This is a genomic window from Bacteroides fluxus YIT 12057, from assembly GCF_000195635.1.
Classification (GTDB): Bacteria; Bacteroidota; Bacteroidia; order Bacteroidales; family Bacteroidaceae; genus Bacteroides; species Bacteroides fluxus.
On sequence record NZ_GL882606.1, the window covers coordinates 40,760 to 58,948 of the forward strand.

Here is an 18,189-nt window from a genome sequence, read left to right on the forward strand (position 1 = left end):
AGAACTTTTATTCGGAAAATGCAGAGCGGTTGTGAAAATAATCATTTTCACAACCGCTTGTTCATGATTGTAGAAACCCTGTTTTTTTGATTCTAAGCAAGAAAACTATTTCTTCTCCCCAAAATCTTCTTGCTGCTTTTCCACCTCTTTCAGCCTTCTTACATTCAGTTCTTTCTGTAACTGTTCTTGTTTTAGCTCGGCATCCGATTTGGCGATTCCCTCTCCCAATCCGGTGGTGAAAGAGGCTGGAATAAGCGCTGCTTCTTTCTCTGAATATACCGACGGGTGCTCCGCTGCTACACTCTCCAGTTCCAGCACGGCACTGACCGGCATTTGCGAACCTGCAAACAGGACACTTGCCGACACTTTTATTTTACCCGGCTTCAATGTTGATTGTATCAGCACCGGTGCAGTTCCCCACTTTATCGGAGCAGGATTGGCCAGTACACTTACGTCGCCCAGAATACGTCCCTCGCCTTCTACGTGAAACTTCACATAATAATTATTCAGCCGTTTAATCGTTCCATTCCGGTCGGCTACGGCAGCCACTACAGTTACAAAGTCAGAGCCGTCAGCTTTCAAATCCACGTTCTCGTTATCCACCCACAGTAATAGCTTTTCCGGGCGCCGGGCCGGAAACCTTTCATGTGTAGCGACTACTTTCCCGTCAATCAATCCCTCAGCGCGCAACAAGACCTCAGACTGTCTCTGCTTCCGGGCCAACGCCTTATCTTCCATAAAATCGTATATATCATGGAACGTGATAATCGGTGAAGGCATGCCTTGAACTGCCGTTGGTTGGGTATAAGTAAACGACTTCCCATTCTTCAGAAAAGTAAGCCTCACTTTTTCGCAGTTGGAATAAACGGTCACGTCCTTGCCGGAGAAGGGAGTCATTTCGTGAGCGATATATACCATCGGCCCTGTCTCGAACAACCGGTTCTGCTTCTTTGGAGAACGTTGTGCCTTGAACATATAGTAAGCGTACTTGGGTTGGCGGAACACATCCATCAGCCCACCATAAAACGGATCGGGATGATATCCTCGCTGATGGTCGAACGAATGCCAAAGGCATCCTCCCACATGCTGGCGAGGAGTACGGTAAAGGGCATCATAAGAGGTATAGGCATAACGGGGATTGGCATAATGCCGGGCTTGGACAAGCATAGGCTGCTCGCCCCAGTTACGCGCTACCCGGCTCGGGGAGTTATGCGAACCCCAGTCGTCCACATTGTCACCCCACTCGCGGGTAAAATAAGCAATGCCGGGGGCTGCGTCTTCCACATGCCACACCTTGCCGTCGAAGGACGGGTGAGTAAACAATACCGGAAAATGCTCATGCCCGCGCGCTCCACGGTCGCAACCGGAGTAACAATACGGATAAGGATATTCTTGAGTTACAATATCTGCGGCCTTTTTGGCAAAATCCTCCGGATACCAAGTCTCGTTGAGCACAGGCTCCCACAACCATACACAAGCATGATTGCGGTCACGGCGTACCAGATTGCGTATGTCGCTATACACACGTTGTGCGAATTCGGGAGCATCATTCCAGAACTGCCACCCCGGAGTATTGACTATGACAAACAGGCCAAGTTCGTCGCATGCGTCCATGAAGGCCGGATCTTGCGGGCAATGGGCATTGCGAATCACTTTCATCCCGGTGTCACGCAGTTTCTTGGCATCACGCCAATGGATGCTGTTGGGAACCGCATTGCCTACCACCGCGAAATCCTGATGGCGGTTGGCACCGATCAGTGGGGCTTCATAAGGTTTGCCATTCAGCCAGAACCCCTCCTTGCCCTTAAATTCCACACTGCGAATGCCGATACGGCGGCAATAACCATCCACTACATTCCCCTTACGGTCACTGATGCGTATGTTCAGATGATACAAGACAGGATTTTCCGGACTCCACAACGCCGGATCCGTTATAAGTATTTTATCATGAGAGGCGGTGGCCTTACCCGCACGCACCCGTATCTTATTCGTCATCGAAGCCGCCTGCCTGCCGTCCGGCTGCAACAGTTCATATTCCACCATACCCGTAAAATCCTTACGACTGTCATTCCGTACATGTACCTTCAGCAAAACTTCAGCCGAAGTTTCCGAGACTTTGTCATAAGCCACGAACAATCCTCCACCGGCCACTTCATCTTCAAAGTTCGGGTCGGTAATGAAGACCGGATTGTGCGCTATCAGCCAGCAATCACGATAGATGCCACCGAAGTAAGTAAAATCAAGGACTTCCTGTGCCTTTCCCGGAGGATAAGCCGGATCGTTGCTGTTATCGGCCCATACGGCAATCACGTTGTCCTCTCCCCATTTCAAGGCGTCAGTCATGTCAACCACTACCGGCAGATATCCTCCAAAATGTTCGGTCATCAATTGACCGTTGACGAATATCCTGCTTTTCCCCATAATGGCTTCGAAGTGCAGAAAAAGTTTCTTTCCTCTTAAGGTGTCAGCCGGAGTGAAATGTTTGCGATACCACACCTCTCCTTGGTAATTAACACAGCCACTGGCTTCAGTGGGCAGATATTCAATGCCGTTGGGCAAAGAGACCACTGTCCAGCCGCTGTCGTCAAAGTTCACTGTTTCAGCCTCCGCAGCGTTTCCTTTATGAAAACGCCAAGCAGGATTCATGGAGAAGACTTCGCGTCCGGAATCCGGCAACTTAAAAAAGCCGGCAGTGGAAAACTTGGGTTTATAAGTGATGGAGGCGGTTCCACCTGCACATCCGGTTGCTTTCCCCTGTACATCGGCATGCCCCAAAAGGAAAATGCATAACAGTAATAGTATTTTTCCAAAATTTATCATGATATATCTTTTATTGTTGCCTACAAAGAAAGAGTCTTTTCTCATAAAAATAGGTATGGCTGGTTTATTTTTTCACGTAAACCATTACGCAAAGATGCAGAATTGTTCTTTTACTTTATAAAGGACTGCCGAAAGGTTGTTGGGCAATGCTTAAAGAGAAGGCCGTTTGGAAGAATAAGTTGTTTTAATACTGCTTTCTCTTATCTGCAGGTGCGTGGGTACAACCACTTGCTTGACTGTCTTTTCGCCCTTTATCTGTTCTATCAGAAGTTGGCAGGCGCTTTCTCCCATTTTGTATGTTTGATGGGATATGGCAGACAGTTTCGGTTCTACATAGTTGGCATGCTGTTCGTCTGTATATCCAATGATGGCTATGTCTTCCGGAATGCGCAGCCCGTGGCTCTTGATGACTTCCATGGCCGCAAAAGCCAGTGTGTCGTTCATGGCAAGGATGGCATCAGGTGGGTTGGGAAGGGCCAGCAGGGTTTCCGTAGCAATTTTCCCTTCTTCAAAATCTAATTTTCTGCATATGACAAGCTCCTTTTCAATGGGAATGCGGTTGTTGCGCAACGCCTCCAGATAACCATGCTTCCTTTTTTTTACAATATCCAGATGATTGGCTCCTCCTATGAACGCCACCCGTCTGCTGCCATTGTCCAGCAAATGCTGGGTAGCCGTCTGTGCGGAGTAGGCTCCGTCTGCCACTACTGAAGAAAATTGTTCCGTGAGGCAGACACGGTCGAACAGTAGGAGTGGCATGTTGATGTCTTTCAAGGCGGAGAGATGGGAATAGTCCGTCGTTTCCTGGGACAGGCTGGCGATGATTCCTTCCACCCGCATGTTTACCAGGTTCTGGATGTTCCTTTTTTCATATTCATATGACTCGTGTGAAGTTGTGATGATAATGAAATATCCGTTTGCTATAGCCGTGTTTTCTATGCCGTTCAAGATGGAGGCGAAGAAATGGGTTACGATGTCCGGTACTATCACACCGATGGTACGCGGTGCGTTCTTCCGCAGGCTTAGTGCAAACGGGTTGGGACGGTAATTCATTTCTTTTGCTAACTTTTGGGTTTTAGCGCAAAGTTCAAGGCTGATTTCTGGACTGTTTTTCAAGGCTCTGGACACAGTGGGTATGGATACTCCCAAGATTTCGGCAATATCTTTCAATGAGGTTGGCTTGGAGCTTTTCATGGTCAGTAAGGTGTTTCTATGATTCATTTACAAAGAAACTATATTTCCTTTTGAAAACAGAATTATTGCTTCTTTTTTTTACGTAAACCATTGCGTGCCTTTTTTGACCATCATGTATTCCGGCAAGATTGTTTTCGTCTTACTTTTGTCACCTACAGAAAAAACTGCTTAAATTTAAAAAGTATGCAATACCATGAAATTGGAAAGACTGGAATGAAAGTGTCGTCACTCGGTTTCGGGGCTTCTTCTTTGGGAGGGGTTTTCCATGACATTAAGGAAAAGGAAGGCATTGAGTCGGTGTTTACCGCAATTGAATTGGGGATGAACTTCATAGATGTCTCTCCCTATTATGGTCATTACAAGGCCGAAACCGTTTTGGGAAAGGCTTTGAAGGATATTCCCCGTAACAGCTATTATCTTTCCACTAAGGTGGGACGCTACGGAAAGGATGGAGCGAATGCGTGGGACTATTCTGCCAAACGTGCTGTAGAAAGTGTCCTTGAAAGTATGGAAAGGCTGCATATTGATTTCATTGATTTGATTAATGTGCATGACATAGAATTTGCCGATTTGAACCAGGTGGCCAATGAAACCCTGCCTGCCTTGGTGGAGCTGCGTGAGAAAGGCATGGTGGGGCATGTCGGAATCACAGACCTGCAACTGGAAAATCTGAAATGGGTAATAGACCATACACCGGAGGGCACGGTGGAGTCTGTGCTGAATTTCTGCCATTACTGCTTATGCGACGATAAGCTGACGGACTTCCTTGATTATTTTGAGTCCAAAGGGATAGGGGTTATCAATGCCTCTCCGTTTTCTATGGGATTACTGACCGAACGGGGTGTTCCGGCATGGCATCCTGCTCCGGCTCCGCTGGTGGACGCATGCCGCAAGGCGATGCAACATTGCAAGGCGAAGAATTATCCGATAGAGAAACTGGCTATGCAGTTCTCCGTCAGCAATCCGCATATAGCCACTACGTTATTCAGTACGGCAAATCCTCGGAATGTAAAAAACAATGTTGCTTTCATTGAGGAACCGATTGACTGGCAGTTGGTACGCGAGGTGCAGGACATTATTGGTGACCAGCAACGTGTGAGCTGGGCAAACTCATGATAAGTAGTTGACTATGAACTATACAATGATAGATGCGCATGCCCATTTGTGGCTGCGGCAAGATACGATGGTGGATGGCTTGCCTGTCCGCACTTTGGAACAAGGCCGTTCGCTGTTTATGGGTGAAGTACGGCAGATGCTTCCTCCCTTTATGGTGGATGGCGTGAACAGTGCGGAGATTTTCTTGTCCAATATGGATTATGCGCAAGTTTCCGCTGCTGTCATCACACAGGAGTTTATTGATGGTTTTCAGAATGATTATCTTGCGGAGGTTGCTTCCCGCTATCCTGACCGTTTCTTTGTCTGCGGAATGTGCGAATTCCGCAAACCGGGATTTTTGGATGAGGTGAAACGTCTGGTTGCAAGAGGATTCAAAGCCATCAAGATTCCCGCCCAACGTTTGTTGCTGAAGGAGGGGAGGGTGATGTTGAACTGTGATGAAATGATGCGGATGTTCCGTTATATGGAGGAGAAAGGTGTGTTGCTGTCTGTAGATTTGGCAGACGGCGTTTTGCAGGTAGCCGAAATGGAGGAGGTCATTCAAGAATGTCCCCGGCTGAAGGTAGCGGTCGGTCATTTCGGAATGGTCACCCTTCCTGATTGGACGGAACAGATTCGTCTGGCAAGGTATCCCAACGTGATGATAGAGTCCGGAGGAATCACTTGGCTTTTCAACGATGACTTCTATCCGTTCAAAGGGGCGGTACGGAGCATTCGTGAAGCGGCGGAGCTGGTAGGGATGGAAAAACTGATGTGGGGTTCCGACTATCCGCGCACCATCACGGTCATTACTTATAAGATGTCGTATGATTTTATAATGAAATCTCCGGAGTTGACAGATGATGAGAAGATACTTTTCCTGGGAGAAAACGCCCGGAAGTTTTATGGCTTTTCCAATCTGCCGGTGCTGCCGTATATTAAGAATATGTGTGAATAAAATGACAATTGATAATTTTATAAATGAGTAGTATATAGAATGAAAGCTGTTCAGATAGTGAAAATCTCTGAGATGAGGGTTGTGGAATTGGATAAGCCGGTGGTAGGTACCGGTGAAGTGTTGGTAAGAATCAAGTATGTCGGTTTCTGTGGATCCGACCTGAATACATTCCTGGGGCGTAACCCGATGGTGAAACTACCGGTGATACCCGGACACGAGGTAGGAGCTGTCATTGAGGAAATAGGAAATGATGTCCCGGCCGGTTTTGAGGTGGGAATGAATGTAACGTTGAACCCTTATACCAATTGCGGAAAGTGTGCTTCGTGCCGCAACGGGCGTGTCAACGCTTGCGAGCACAATGAGACGCTGGGGGTACAGCGTAACGGGGTGATGTGTGAATATGCCGTGCTGCCTTGGACGAAAATTATTCCTGCGGGAGCGATATCCCCCCGCTATTGTGCTTTGATTGAACCGATGAGTGTCGGATTTCATGCCGTTTCCAGGGCTCGGGTGGCCGATAATGAATATGTCATGGTGATTGGTTGCGGAATGATAGGTGTAGGTGCCATTGTGCGTGCAGCTTTGAGAGGCTCTACGGTCATTGCCGTGGATATTGACGACAAGAAGTTGGAACTGGCCCAAAGGATAGGAGCATCTTATGTGATAAACTCCAGGGCGGAAAACGTACATCAGCAGATGTTGGAATTTACCCGGGGATCGGGTGCTGATGTGGTGATTGAGGCTGTAGGCAGTCCTGCGACGTATGTGATGGCGGTGGATGAAGTCGGATTTACGGGACGTGTGGTCTGCATTGGATATGCTAAGAATGAAGTTACGTTTCAGACAAAACTCTTCGTGCAAAAGGAAGTGGACATCTGCGGTTCACGGAATGCGTTGCCGGCAGATTTTCGGGCGGTAATCAATTATATGGAAACCGGAGATTGTCCGGCGGAAGAATTGATAACCAGGATCGTAGAGCCTGAAAAGGCGTTGGATGCCATGATGGAGTGGGTGGCAAATCCGGGAAAGGTATTCCGGATATTGGTTGAGTTATAGAAAATGACAAATCACTGTATATGTGTTTAAATTATTGAATTTCAAATAAATGAGTGGAATGAAGAAACTATTGACATTGATTGGGGCAAGCCTTTTGTCCGTATCGCTTTGTGCGCAGATAACGGAGCGCGAGCGTCCTGCCGAGTGGAAACAACTGATAAATGGCGGGCGTTTTATGGATCGTTTCCAACCTATGCCTGAAGGTGTCTCGGCTCAGGGCATCTGGGGAGCGGACAGTGTGTTGAACCGCTATGTGGATAACGGTATCGAACTTCCCGGAACATCTTTCTGGGGAGGGAATATCTTGCAGGATGCCGATGGGAAATATCACCTGTTCGTATGCGGCTGGCCGGAGGAATCTCCTAAAGGACACATGTTCTGGCCAAACTCGACGGTTTATCATGCTGTGAGTGATAATTCTACCGGTCCTTTTAAAATACGCAATTCGGTGGGTAAGGGACACAACCCCGAAGCCTTCCGGCTGGAAGACGGGCGTGTAGTGGTTTATGTGATAGACGGCTACTATATTGCCGATAAAGAAGACAGTTCTGTTTGGACATACGGACAGTTTGACTTTGATGCGCGTGACCGCAAGATTATAGAAGGGCTTTCCAACCTTACCTTTGCCCGCAGGCAGGATGGGTCTTACTTGGCGGTGTGCCGTGGAGGAGGTGTATGGATTAGCAAGGATGGTCTTTCTACTTATTGTCAGTTGACGGATAAAAGAGTCTATCCTCCTGTGGAAGGTAGGTTTGAAGACCCGGTGGTATGGCGGGATGACCTTCAGTATCACTTGATTGTGAACGATTGGTTGGGGAGAATAGCTTTCTATCAGCGCTCAAAAGACGGGGTTCATTGGATTATTGAACCGGGCGAGGCTTATGTGCCGGGCATTTCTTTTCACAAAGGCGGTGAGGTAGAGCATTGGTTCAAGTACGAACGTCCTAAAGTTTTCCAAGATGAACACGGACGGGCGGTTCAGATGAATTTTGCTGTTATAGATACGATAAAATGGGAGGATTTGCCCGGCGACAAGCATAGTTCCAAGAATATTTGTATTCCGTTGAATAAAGGCATGTTGCTTTCTGTCTTGAATGAAAAGGAGATAACTTCCGCTACACGTACCATAGAAGTGAAGATTGCTGCGGAAGAGGGATTCGACCCTCAGGCAGAAGTGGATATACAATCGCTACGTTTTGGCTCTTATAAGGAGGTGAACTTCGGACGGGGCTGCAAACCCTTGAAGACGAGAACTTCAGGCAAAGACTTGATTGTCGTTTTCTCCGGTAAGGGAAGCGGAATCACTGCTGAGGAGTTCGCTCCGAAGATGATAGGTAAAGACAAGTCCGGAAACATGCTTTATGGCTATGCGCGTCTGCCTTATGTGGATTACCTGCCCGCTTTGCTTTCCGCCCGGCGTCCTGTTTACGACAAAGGAAAAGGAGAGTTGCGGCTGGAGGTACAGAATTTAGGCTTGTCTGCGTCCAAGGCTGTTGAAGTTGAGGTGAGATGCGGCGGAAACAGCTTGGGACGAGTGAGGGCAGGTGCATTGCAGCCCTATGAAACGGTCAATTTGCCGTTAAAGCCCGCATCAGCTTCTTTTGATGGGAAGTCCGGGTATGAAGTGATCTTTCTACAAGATGGAGTAGAAGTGGAAAAGAGTGTTTTTGAGTAAAAGATTGTCCATGTTGGAGCGGCATGCGCATAATCTTCAAGATTGCGCATGAACTCACTTATAATCAACAAGGCTCATCCTTGTGCTCCACCACATGATACAGCGTGCCGAACCGCGTCCTGCGGGACGGCACTTCATGTTTCTGCAATATCCTTCCGAATACATTCACTTTCTTGGTAGATAGCGGCATGGCGCTGTACCGGCGCAGGCGGTTCAGTATTTCGGCGGACGACAGCCATTCTCCTTCCTCGTCGTTTCCGGCAATGCGGAAATAGCGGTAGAATAATTGCTCTTCGGGCGGTATTTGTTCAAAGTCGTGGTTGTTTTCCGTCATAATCCGTTCGTCCGACTGGTTGAACCAATAGCGTTCGCCGTGGTCCAGTTCGTGCATGGCTTGGGCGTAGAGCTGGTTGTAGTCTATCGGGCGGTTGGTGTCTATCGCTTCCGTCACTTCGATGCAGATGAACCGGCGGCTGCCGCTGGGATCGGTCAGCAGGTCCTTCTGGTTGCTGGTGGCGATGAACGAGGCATACCGGCGCATTTCGAGCACGGCATTGGCGTAGGGCTTGCGCACGTTGACCACCGGTTTCTGGAGAATGTGCTTCAGAAATCCTTGCTGGGTGCTGCTTATCTGGTCGAATTCATCGATGTTGATGAGCGCAAAGCGATTGAGGTAGAGTTCGGCGTCGCGTTTGCGCGAGAAGTCGATGCTGTCCGTGTAATAGGCACGCAGTTCGGGCGGGACGAGGCTTCGGCAAAAGGTGCTTTTGCGCGTGCCTTGTGCGCCTACCAGCAAGGGAGAGACGCTGTTGGCATATTTCTTGTCGGTAGTGCCGCGCCAATGCGCCACCATGTTGAGAAACCAGCGGTGGAACAGTTCGGCCCAATATGGATTGTTGCAGGGTACTGTCCGGGCGAGTGCCAGGATGCGGTCTTTTCCGTCCCAGTGCGGAAGGTCGTACAGATAATCTTCCAGCGGGTTGAATACCGGAATACGATTGGAGTAGATATACCGGCTGATGTCTCTGTCCCATAGGGAGATACCCTCGCTCTGTGCGTCGAGGGCAATGCTGTTTAGCGTGCGCTTGTCGATGGGTGAGAAGCGGAAACGGAACGAGTGGCGTTCACGGTATTCCACGTCGCCCACCTGGGTGTTGTAGCGGAAGTCGTAGCGGCGCTTCATGAACTCATCCGTCTGTATGGCGAGCTTCTGCTCTTTGTTAAGGCTGCTTTGGGTGTCGAAACCTTTGCTCTCCTGGTAAACGCTCCTTACAATCTGCCGGATGACGGCTTCTTTCTGACGTAGATAATAATGGAAATAGGTGCGCTTTACAGTCTCTTCTTCGGGGATGCCCGAACGGAAGCAGTGCTCGGCGAGGCGTACTGTCAGGGCGTGCCGGCTGTTGCCGGTTTCGGCCGGTTCGGCGAAGGTTTTCTGCAGAGCGGCTTCAAACAGCATGATGACGGCTTCTTCGGCTTCGTATCCCGGCACGGCACGCGTCAGAGGTGTCCTTTCGTCTTGCAGGGCTTCCCGGTAGGTGGTTTCGCCGGGCATGGAGGCAGGCTGCGCAAGGTAGAACTGTATGGAGTCCGGGCGGTACATGGCTTCAGGGTCGAAAGAGAGGCGGGAGTACTGTTCCAGTCCGGGCTCTTTCAGCAGGATGTCGAAAGGCAGTTGGGGCTGGTAGCATTTCACGGCAAGGCGGTAGGCATGGGCGTGGAAGACTTCGGCCTCTTCCCGTTTGCCCGGCAGTGAGTTGTCCGGGCGGGTGAAGGCGGTCCAGATTTTTACAGTCCGTCCACTGGAACCGGTGAATACGAGTCTTGTTTGCGGCTGTTCCCAGGCAAGGCGTTTCACGAGGGCTATTTCGGACCTGCCGGAAAGCGGGCCTACGGTCAGTTCCACAATGCCGTTGTAGGTTTTCATCTGGCATACACCGTCCGCCTTGCGGAATTCGGCTGCCGGAATCACTTTGGGCAGGCGGTCTGCTTCATCGCAGCGGTTGCCGGGCAGGGTGTATCGCAGTTTCTGCCGGAAGGCGGATACGGGGAGGGCTTTGGTTTCTGTCTTTATTTTTTGTAGGAAGGTGTCCAAGTCTGTCGTGCTCAGTGTCAGGTTCCCGTCTTTTTCTCTCAGTTGGGTAATTTTCATTTATATTTTTGTTTTGTCACATGCAGGCAAAATGGTTTGCTTACAGTGTACTAAGGTACGACAATTATGTCCCTTTTACAAGTGATTCCATGCTTTTTTAGGTCTGCTTCGATGCTTTTTCAGGGATAATCTTGTGGAAACGATAATTTCCTGCCATTGGAACAAAAGGTTTTGTTTGTTGGAACAGAAGGTATTGCTCATTGAAACAGATGGTTTACCTAATAGATACTTTTGGTTTATCTAAGGGAAACTTTTGGTATTTAACGTTGAAATTTTTGGTATTTGCAGTTAAAACTAAAAGTTTCATGCTGAAAACTAAGTATATAGCTTTGTCCTGTGGCGGGTGAAGCAAGTGCCGGAGACTGCTTTTGCCATGGCTTTTGAGGGCGTGATGGATAGTTGAGGGGAATTTTTATCTATCACGGGTATCTGTCACGCTTTAATGGGTTTGTAGTGAGAAGTATATCCCCCTTTGCGTGATAGCGTGACAGATGTTTTTCAAAAATAAACTTTGCGGGAGGAGGATATCCTTTTCAATTGTTGTAGCTGTATTCTTCGCTGAACCTCTCGAATTCCGGTTCCTCGGCAATTCCATTTTGCTTGAAAACCTGACGGATATACGCTTGTGCCTTGGGGAACAAACCTTGTTCCTGGCGGTAAAAACGATAATAGGTTGTCTTGCCGAAGTGGTTGATGAACAGGTTTCTCATTGGGGCTGCGTATTTGTGGGGTACATTGTCCAGCAGGTGCCGGATGCCCCATGCGACCCGCTGCTTCCGGGCTTCCCGGAAATAAGGGCATCCGGTGGTATCGGCAGGGATACGGTTGGGATTGATGATGCTTAAAGTAGGATATTGTGAGGTGGAATTTTCTGCAGCCAAGTGGTGCAGGCATTCTTCCCTATGGACGCACTGACTGTTAAAGCAATGCGCAAAGCCATAAGGCACAGACTGGTAGTTGAAATTATCTTTCATATATTATTCGCTTGTTTACGGTTAGGACGTAGGACACGGCTGCAAAGGTAAGGAATAAAGTAATAAATGTTTCAAATATTCCGGAATATGAATGCTGATTGTCCGAAAAAACGGCTTGGCTGGACTTGAAATAAAATGCTGATTACGCGGAACGGGGCAGACTTGCCTTATTTGCCTGCCTTATTCCGTGTAATCAGCGCCTGAAAGCTGCCGGTGCGTGTTGGCCAAAGCCGCTTTCAATTCATCTGTCTTTTAATATTTGAAGTTTTTTGTCTTTACATAGACCTTGAAATCCTTGATTCCGCCCGGCACTTCGCTTTCCATTCTGGGAAGATATTGTATGCCGGTCAGTGTACGGGTGCTTCCCAAATCAATCACGACTGCGTGCGGGTATGGAGTGCCTTTCGTCGTACTCCAGTAGGTTGATTCCTGAAGGTCGAAGAGCTTGTCGGCGGAACAGTTGGCGTGGGATACGTCTTCGCTGTCGGCATAATTGACAATCCAAGGTTCACGTGACAGACGTTCTCCATGCTCATCCAGCAGGTACATTTCGGCAATGCAAGCCAGGTCTTTCCCGTCTTGTGAGTTCAAGGCTTCCAGGCAGATATAACGTCCGGTGACGGGTTGGTTGAATTTGCGTTCCTGCCAGCCGTTGCCGGGATTGAAGCTGCCGGAGAAGACGGGATGGTCGCCGGACAAGTCGAGACTTTCACCCTCATTGCGGTGCGTCAGCGGCTTGGTGACGAGTAGCTGGTCCAGCAACGGTTCGCTCAGTCCTTCGGACTTGGCCTCTTTGGGACCGATGATGTCGAAGACCATCACTTCATTCTCGCCTTTCTTCAACCAGCATCCCGGAATGTAGAGGGTCTGTTGCGGGCCGATTTCCCAAATGCGTCCCATGGCGTGCCCGTTGACATAGACAAGTCCCTTGCCCCAAGTCTCGAAGTTAAGGAAAGTGTCGCTAGGCTTGTTTACTTTGAAGGTGGCACGGTAGCAACCCGGAATACGTTGTCCCGACTCGTCTTTCAGTGAGCCGATGGGGCGGAACTTCATGTTCTTATAAAAATCGTATGTATCTTCCAGATTATAGACTTCCCAATCCTTCAGGTCGCAGGTGAATGGATGCCCGTCGATGTCTACAGTAAGCTCCACGCTCCGGGTGATACCTTTGAAGTCCTTGATGGCACGTCCGAAGTTGATGCGTCCCATGGCTTCTACCAGAATGTCGAGACGTGCGCCTTTGGGGCAGGCGGGGAATGCCAGTTGCTTTTCGCCGTTGCGCCGGTCCAGCTTGCCGATGTATTTGCCGTTCAGGAAAATTTGGGCATAATCGTGCGCATCGTTCACGGTGAGCAGGGACGAAGTTTTCATCTCGGGCAGCGTGGTGCGGTAGAGAATGCTTCCGAATCCCTGGTTATATTCCTCCATGGTGCGGATGTTGCGGTCTTTCTTGGCAGCAGGAAGGTTGTCGAACAAAGGAGCCATCTCTGTAAATTGGAAAGCCGGAATGCGGATGGGCTTGATTAAAGCGGGAACTTTAGCCTGCTTCTCACCATCCATGTATTTGGATAACGTTTTCCGCAATTCCCAGTATTTGGGAGTGGTCTGTCCCGATTCACTGATGGGGGCGTCGTAGTCGTATGAAGTCACGTCAGGGGCGAATCCCGGTGAGTTGGCTCCTGCCCAGTGTCCCCAGTTGGTTCCTCCGTGGGTCATGTAGAGACTGAAGGAGATGCCTTTGGATAACATCTCGTCAATACCGGCAATCATGTCGGCAGCCGGACGGGTTTCGTGGTTGGCGCCCCACTTGTCGAACCATCCGCTCCAGAATTCGGAGCACATCAGCGGGCTGTCCGGACGAAGCTTTTTCAGTGGTGCAAACTGCTGGTCGATGTTGGCTCCCGTACCGAAATTCATGGTCCATACCAGGTCGTGGAGTCCGTTCTTGGTGAAGTTGGATGCCCAGTCACATTGGAACAGTGTTACGCCGGGGTAGTTGGCGCGTACGATGTCGCGGATTTGCGATACGTAACCTTTGTCTTCCCCATAGGAGCCATATTCGTTCTCTACTTGCACCATGATGATGGGGCCTCCGTTCTGTATGGTCATGTCAGCCACTTGCTCGGCAACGGCTTTTTCGAAGATACCTACACGCTCTATAAAGTAGGGGTCGGATTCGCGTAGGCGGATATCCTTCTTCTTGAGCAGCCACCAGGGCAGTCCTCCCATTTCCCATTCGGCGCAGACATAGGGTCCTGGGCGCAGGATGACATACATATCGTTCTGCCGGCACAAGCGGCAGAATTCCGCCAGGTCATTTTGTCCGGTGAAGTCGAATACACCCGGCTGAGGCTCATGAGAGTTCCAGAATACGTAAAGGCAGATGGTGTTCATGCCCAGTGCCTTGCATAGCTTGATACGTTGGTCCCAATAGGCTTTGGGAATGCGTGGATAGTGCAGCTCTGCGGCTTTGACGACAAACGGTTTGCCGTTTAGCAGGAAAGTACCCTTGCCGGCTGAAAAGTCGCCTTGTCCTTCCCATTGGGTGCGCGGGTTCCAACTGTCGTGCCAAGGTATCGTGATTTTGCCGTCTTTGCCGAATTCGAGTGGAAGCCATACGTAGCGCGAGTCTTCAAGGTCTTTCTTCTTCCAACGGTCGAACATGGCGATGTAGGCATTCCCCTTTCCATAGACTTGCTGCACATAAGTGCTTTGTGCATAGAAAGTCTTGTCTGCATCAGGACCGGTACATGGATTACCGATAGTGCTCCATTGTCCCATAATGGAGTCTGCCACTGCCAGTTCGGCTACATTGGGATCCCAGCCGGAACAACCGGAAGAGAGCATATAGTACTTGCCGTTATATTTGAATACGGCGGGTGCTTCACGGCTCTGCTTCACGAAGTTGCGTGTATAGCGACCGGTGGGCTTCAAGTAGTCATCCGTCAGTTCGCTTATATATAAGGTGGCGTTGTTTTCCGAAGAGTAGAACTGATATGCCTTGCCGTTATCGTCAACGAACACTGTCTGGTCTCGGCTCATCGCACCGTTCGGGCGGAAGCTGCCTACATAGGTGAATGTCCCGGTGAGAGAATCGCTGACCGCCACACCGGCACATGCCTTGCTGTAGTCGGCACTTTCCACATGCGCCCATAGGACGAATTGCTTCGTTTTTTCGTTGTAAATCACTTTGGGGCGTTCCAGTACTTTGCTGGGATGCAAGTCGTGTTTTTCGTCGTCTTTCACGGCAGGAAGCACGATACCTTCGAATTTCCAGTTCAGCAGGTCTTTCGAAGAGTAACAACTTACACCGGTTACGTCGGTGCGGTAGCATTCCCATGTAGCCCATTCGGGCAGGGTAGTTTTTCCCTTTTTGTATTCACCGTACCAATAATAAGTCCCTTCGTGGTACAGAAGCCCGCCACCATGGGCGTTGATGGGATTGCCGTCGGTATCTTTCCATACTTCCCCCGGAACGATGGACGAATTGGCCATTTGAGCTTTTACGGAAAGCAGGCAGAACAGGCCGACAAGTAAGGCCAGGCTTCGGATCATTTTTTGTTTCATTAAATAAATGGTATTAGGAATTAATAATGTTCGTAGGCAAAGATAGCTGAAAGTTGATGGAATGAGGGGTGGCAAATATGTCAAAAAGGAGAGATTATGGTTCAAAATACACCGGAAGCCTTGCGAACCGACTGAAGTTTTTCTTTTGACGGAGAATGGAGTGTGTTGTATAACATGCCTCTCTATGTTGCTTTTCTTTCGATTAATGCCTAATTTGCGCCTCACTAAAGTTTATGGCATACGGAAGCATGCTGAATTATTCACTTTAAATCTTATATATCATGAAAGTATATCAGACGAATGAAATTAAGAACATTGCCCTGCTTGGCAATGACGGCTCGGGTAAAACCACTCTCACGGAAGCGCTGCTCTTTGAGAGTGGTATTATAAAACGTCGCGGCAGAATTACTGCCAAGAATACGGTCAGCGATTACTTCCCGGTGGAACAGGAATATGGCTATTCTGTGTTTTCCACCGTTTTCCATGTGGAATGGAACGGTAAGAAACTGAATATTATCGACTGCCCGGGTAGCGATGATTTCGTTGGAGCTGCGATGACGGCGCTGAACGTGACCGATACTGCCATCCTGTTGCTTAACGGCCAATATGGCCCGGAAGTAGGTACGCAAAATCATTTCCGCTATACGGAGAAACTGGGGAAACCGGTTATTTTCCTGGTGAACCAGCTCGATAATGAAAAGTGCGATTATGATATGGTATTGGAGCAGTTGCAGTCCATCTATGGCCCGAAGGTGGTGCCGGTACAATATCCGTTGGCTACAGGACCGAATTTCAATTCGTTGATTGATGTACTCCTGATGAAAAAATACTCATGGGGACCGGATGGCGGGGCTCCTGTCATCGAAGACATTCCGGCCGAAGAGATGGAAAAAGCGACCGAACTGCACAAGGCATTGGTAGAGGCGGCCGCTGAACATGACGAAGGCTTGATGGAGAAATTCTTTGAGCAAGACTCATTGACGGAAGACGAAATGCGTGAGGGCATCCGTAAAGGTTTGGCCTCCCGTGGAATGTTCCCGGTATTCTGTGTCTGCGCAGGTAAGGATATGGGCGTTCGCCGTTTGATGGAATTCCTGGGCAATGTGGTTCCGTTCGTGGATGAAATGCCGCCGGTGCACAATACACGTGGAGAAGTGGTGAAACCGGATTCCAACGGACCTACTTCTTTGTATTTCTTTAAGACGGCTGTTGAGCCGCACATCGGTGATGTCCAATATTTCAAGGTAATGAGCGGCAAGGTGCACGAAGGCGATGATTTTACGAATGCAGACCGTGGCTCCAAGGAACGTATTGCGCAGATTTATGCTTGTGCGGGGTCTAACCGCATCAAAGTGGAAGAGATGGTGGCCGGTGATATTGGCTGTACCGTGAAGCTGAAAGATGTACATACCGGCAATACTTTGAATGGCAAGGGAACGGAGAACCGTTTCAATTTCATCAAGTATCCGAATTCCAAATATTCACGTGCCATCAAACCGGTGAATGAGGCCGATACGGAGAAAATGATGGTTGTCTTGAACCGTATGCGCGAGGAAGATCCGACCTGGGTGATTGACCAGTCCAAAGAACTGCGCCAGACCATTGTGCACGGTCAGGGTGAATTCCATCTGCGTACGTTGAAGTGGCGGCTGGAAAACAATGAAAAGCTCCAGATTAAGTTTGAAGAGCCGAGAATTCCATATCGTGAAACGATCACGAAGGCTGCCCGTGCCGATTATCGTCATAAAAAGCAGTCGGGTGGTGCAGGCCAGTTTGGTGAAGTCCATCTGATTGTGGAGCCTTATTACGAGGGTATGCCGATGCCGGAGACTTATAAATTTGGTGGTCAGGAGTTCAAGATGAATGTCAAGGGTACCGAAGAGGTGCCATTGGAGTGGGGGGGCAAGCTGGTGTTTGTCAACAGTATCGTAGGCGGCTCCATTGACGCCCGTTTCATGCCGGCTATCTTGAAAGGCATCATGTCCCGTATGGAACAAGGTCCGTTGACAGGCTCGTATGCCCGTGACGTACGCGTGATTGTATATGACGGGAAGATGCATCCGGTTGACTCTAATGAAATCTCTTTCATGTTGGCAGGACGTAATGCGTTCAGTGAAGCGTTCAAGAATGCCGGTCCCAAGATTCTGGAGCCTATTTATGATGTGGAAGTCTTTGTGCCGTCCGACAAGATGGGCGATGTAATGGGTGACTTGCAGGGACGCCGCGCCATGATTATGGGCATGAGCAGTGAGGCCGGATATGAAAAGCTGATTGCCAAGGTGCCTCTTAAAGAGATGTCTTCCTACTCGACGGCACTGAGCTCGTTGACCGGAGGACGTGCTTCCTTTATTATGAAGTTTGCAAGCTATGAACTTGTTCCGAGCGATGTGCAAGATAAGCTGATAAAGGAATTTGAAGCTAAACAAGCTGAAGAATAAGAATCACTTCGTCTGTTTTTTATAAATAGTTAAAGCCGTTGTTGCCTCGTAGCAGGAAATGACGGCTTTTTTTATTAACGCTGATTAAGAACATAGGGAATTGTGAACACGAATGATTAATTTTTTATTAAATTTGCAAACCAAAGGTCTTTCTTTTTGTTATAATGCTCGTAATGTGACCTAAAAAACGACCTTCGGTTAATTTACGAGAACGTCCGGTTAAATCAGGTTAATTTGTTAGGAGTGTTAATTAGGGAGTG

10 protein-coding genes are annotated in these 18,189 nt (G+C 49.0%); 5 read left to right on the plus strand and 5 right to left on the minus strand.

The genetic code is table 11. The annotated features are described in order from the left end of the window. Positions 1 to 105 precede the first annotated feature (105 nt). Positions 106 to 2,820: a glycoside hydrolase family 2 TIM barrel-domain containing protein gene (locus tag HMPREF9446_RS00940; RefSeq protein WP_087943524.1), complete on the minus strand. Its 2,715-nt coding sequence runs from the start codon at positions 2,818 to 2,820 to the stop codon at positions 106 to 108. A gap of 150 nt (positions 2,821 to 2,970) precedes the next feature. Beyond that, on the minus strand, positions 2,971 to 4,014 hold the full coding sequence (locus HMPREF9446_RS00945; RefSeq protein ID WP_009123574.1) for a LacI family DNA-binding transcriptional regulator: 1,044 nt from the start codon (positions 4,012 to 4,014) through the stop codon (positions 2,971 to 2,973). 183 nt (positions 4,015 to 4,197) lie between these two features. On the opposite strand from HMPREF9446_RS00945, the gene HMPREF9446_RS00950 reads away from it, so the two are divergent. The 4 genes from HMPREF9446_RS00950 to HMPREF9446_RS00965 are packed head-to-tail and all read left to right on the plus strand — an operon-like array spanning position 4,198 to position 8,798. Beyond that, positions 4,198 to 5,130, plus strand: coding sequence for an aldo/keto reductase (locus tag HMPREF9446_RS00950; protein ID WP_009123575.1), 933 nt, complete (start codon positions 4,198 to 4,200; stop codon positions 5,128 to 5,130). A gap of 13 nt (positions 5,131 to 5,143) precedes the next feature. Further along, positions 5,144 to 6,067 carry an amidohydrolase family protein gene (locus tag HMPREF9446_RS00955; RefSeq protein WP_009123576.1) on the plus strand — a complete coding sequence of 308 codons (924 nt, stop codon included), beginning with the start codon at positions 5,144 to 5,146 and terminating at the stop codon, positions 6,065 to 6,067. Positions 6,068 to 6,106: 39 nt separating this feature from the next. Continuing rightward, positions 6,107 to 7,123 carry a zinc-binding alcohol dehydrogenase family protein gene (locus tag HMPREF9446_RS00960; protein ID WP_009123577.1) on the plus strand — a complete coding sequence of 339 codons (1,017 nt, stop codon included), beginning with the start codon at positions 6,107 to 6,109 and terminating at the stop codon, positions 7,121 to 7,123. 58 nt (positions 7,124 to 7,181) lie between these two features. After that, positions 7,182 to 8,798: a glycoside hydrolase family protein gene (locus HMPREF9446_RS00965; protein WP_087943521.1), complete on the plus strand. Its 1,617-nt coding sequence runs from the start codon at positions 7,182 to 7,184 to the stop codon at positions 8,796 to 8,798. Between the two features lie 64 nt (positions 8,799 to 8,862). Here HMPREF9446_RS00965 and HMPREF9446_RS00970 read toward each other — a convergent pair whose 3' ends face one another. From HMPREF9446_RS00970 to HMPREF9446_RS00980, 3 genes are all read right to left on the minus strand, one after another. Beyond that, complete coding sequence (locus HMPREF9446_RS00970; protein WP_009123579.1) at positions 8,863 to 10,950, minus strand: virulence-associated E family protein; 2,088 nt, start codon at positions 10,948 to 10,950, stop codon at positions 8,863 to 8,865. Positions 10,951 to 11,483: 533 nt separating this feature from the next. Continuing rightward, on the minus strand, positions 11,484 to 11,924 hold the full coding sequence (locus HMPREF9446_RS00975; protein WP_009123580.1) for a DUF6078 family protein: 441 nt from the start codon (positions 11,922 to 11,924) through the stop codon (positions 11,484 to 11,486). Positions 11,925 to 12,176: 252 nt separating this feature from the next. After that, positions 12,177 to 15,491, minus strand: a complete 3,315-nt coding sequence (locus HMPREF9446_RS00980) for a beta-galactosidase (protein ID WP_009123581.1) — start codon at positions 15,489 to 15,491, stop codon at positions 12,177 to 12,179. Positions 15,492 to 15,772: 281 nt separating this feature from the next. Here HMPREF9446_RS00980 and HMPREF9446_RS00985 point away from each other — a divergent pair, with 281 nt between their 5' ends. After that, positions 15,773 to 17,929: an elongation factor G gene (locus HMPREF9446_RS00985; protein WP_009123583.1), complete on the plus strand. Its 2,157-nt coding sequence runs from the start codon at positions 15,773 to 15,775 to the stop codon at positions 17,927 to 17,929. Positions 17,930 to 18,189: the final 260 nt, after the last annotated feature.